This window comes from Streptomyces sp. NPDC020362 (assembly GCF_040642095.1).
Lineage (GTDB): Bacteria > Actinomycetota > Actinomycetes > Streptomycetales > Streptomycetaceae > Streptomyces.
The window spans coordinates 1-1256 of sequence record NZ_JBFAET010000483.1; the positions used below are offsets into that span (position 1 = coordinate 1).

1 protein-coding gene is annotated in these 1256 nt (G+C 70.3%); it reads right to left on the reverse strand.

Features of this window, described 5'->3' with window-relative positions:
• Nucleotides 1–1256, reverse strand: a 1256-nt coding sequence (locus AB0H32_RS48385) for a maltotransferase domain-containing protein (protein ID WP_361136141.1), incomplete at both ends; no start/stop codon positions are given.

A 1256-nucleotide genomic window follows, 5' to 3' on the forward strand; every position in this document is an offset into this window, starting at 1 on the left:
CGGCGGATGGTGTTGAGGCGGGTGATGAGCGGGGCGATGGTGCGGTTCTCGCGGGCGGCGGCGTCCCAGTCGCGGGGTTTGAGCTGGTACTTCTCCGAGTCGAGGTATTCCTCGCTGCCCTGCCTGAGCGGGGTGTTCTCGCACAGCTCGTAACCGCTGTAGATGCCCCAGGACGGGGACAGGGTCGCGGCGAGCACGGCACGGACCTCGAACGCGGGCCGGCCGCCGTGCTGGAGGTAGGCGTGCAGGATGTCGGGGGTGTTGGCGAAGAAGTTCGGCCGCATGTAGGCCGCCGCCTCCCCGGACAGCTCGCTCAGGTACTCGGTCAGCTCCTGCTTGCCGTTGCGCCAGGTGAAGTACGTGTACGACTGCTGGAAACCGATCTGCGCCAGGGTGTGCATCATGGCCGGCCGGGTGAACGCCTCCGCCAGGAAGATCACGTCCGGGTCCCGGCCGTTGGTCTCGGCGATGACCCGTTCCCAGAACACCACAGGTTTGGTGTGGGGATTGTCCACCCGGAAGACCCGCACCCCGTGGTCCATCCAGTGCCGCAGGATCCGGACCGTCTCCGCGACCAGGCCGTCCATGTCCGCGTCGAAGGCGACGGGGTAGATGTCCTGGTACTTCTTGGGCGGGTTCTCGGCATGGGCGATGGTGCCGTCCGGGCGGTGGTGGAACCACTGCGGGTGCTTGTCGACCCAGGGGTGGTCCGGCGAGCACTGCAGGGCGAAGTCCAGCGCCACTTCCAGGCCCAGCTGCGTGGCCCGGTCCACGAAGCGGTCGAAGTCCTCGATGGTGCCCAGGCCGGGGTGGACGGCGTCGTGGCCGCCCTCGGGGGAGCCGATCGCCCAGGGCACGCCGACGTCGCCGGGGCGGGCGGTGAGGGTGTTGTTGGGGCCCTTGCGGAAGGTCGTGCCGATGGGGTGGACCGGGGGGAGGTAGACGACGTCGAAGCCCATCGCCGCGATCGCCTCCAGCCGGCGCGCGGCGGTGCGGAAGGTGCCGTGGGGCTGCTCGGCGGTGCCCTCGGAACGCGGGAAGAACTCGTACCAGGAGCCGTACAGGGCGCGTTCCCGCTCCACCAGCAGGGGCAGCGGATCGCCGGCGGTCACCAACTCCCGCAGCGGGTACCGGGACAGCACCGCCCCCACCTCCGGTGACAGCGCGGCCTTCAGCCGGTGGTGCACCGACAGCGAATCGTCACCGAGAGCCCGCGCGGCGGCCAGGACCGGCTCGCGCTGCGGTCCCTTGGGGAC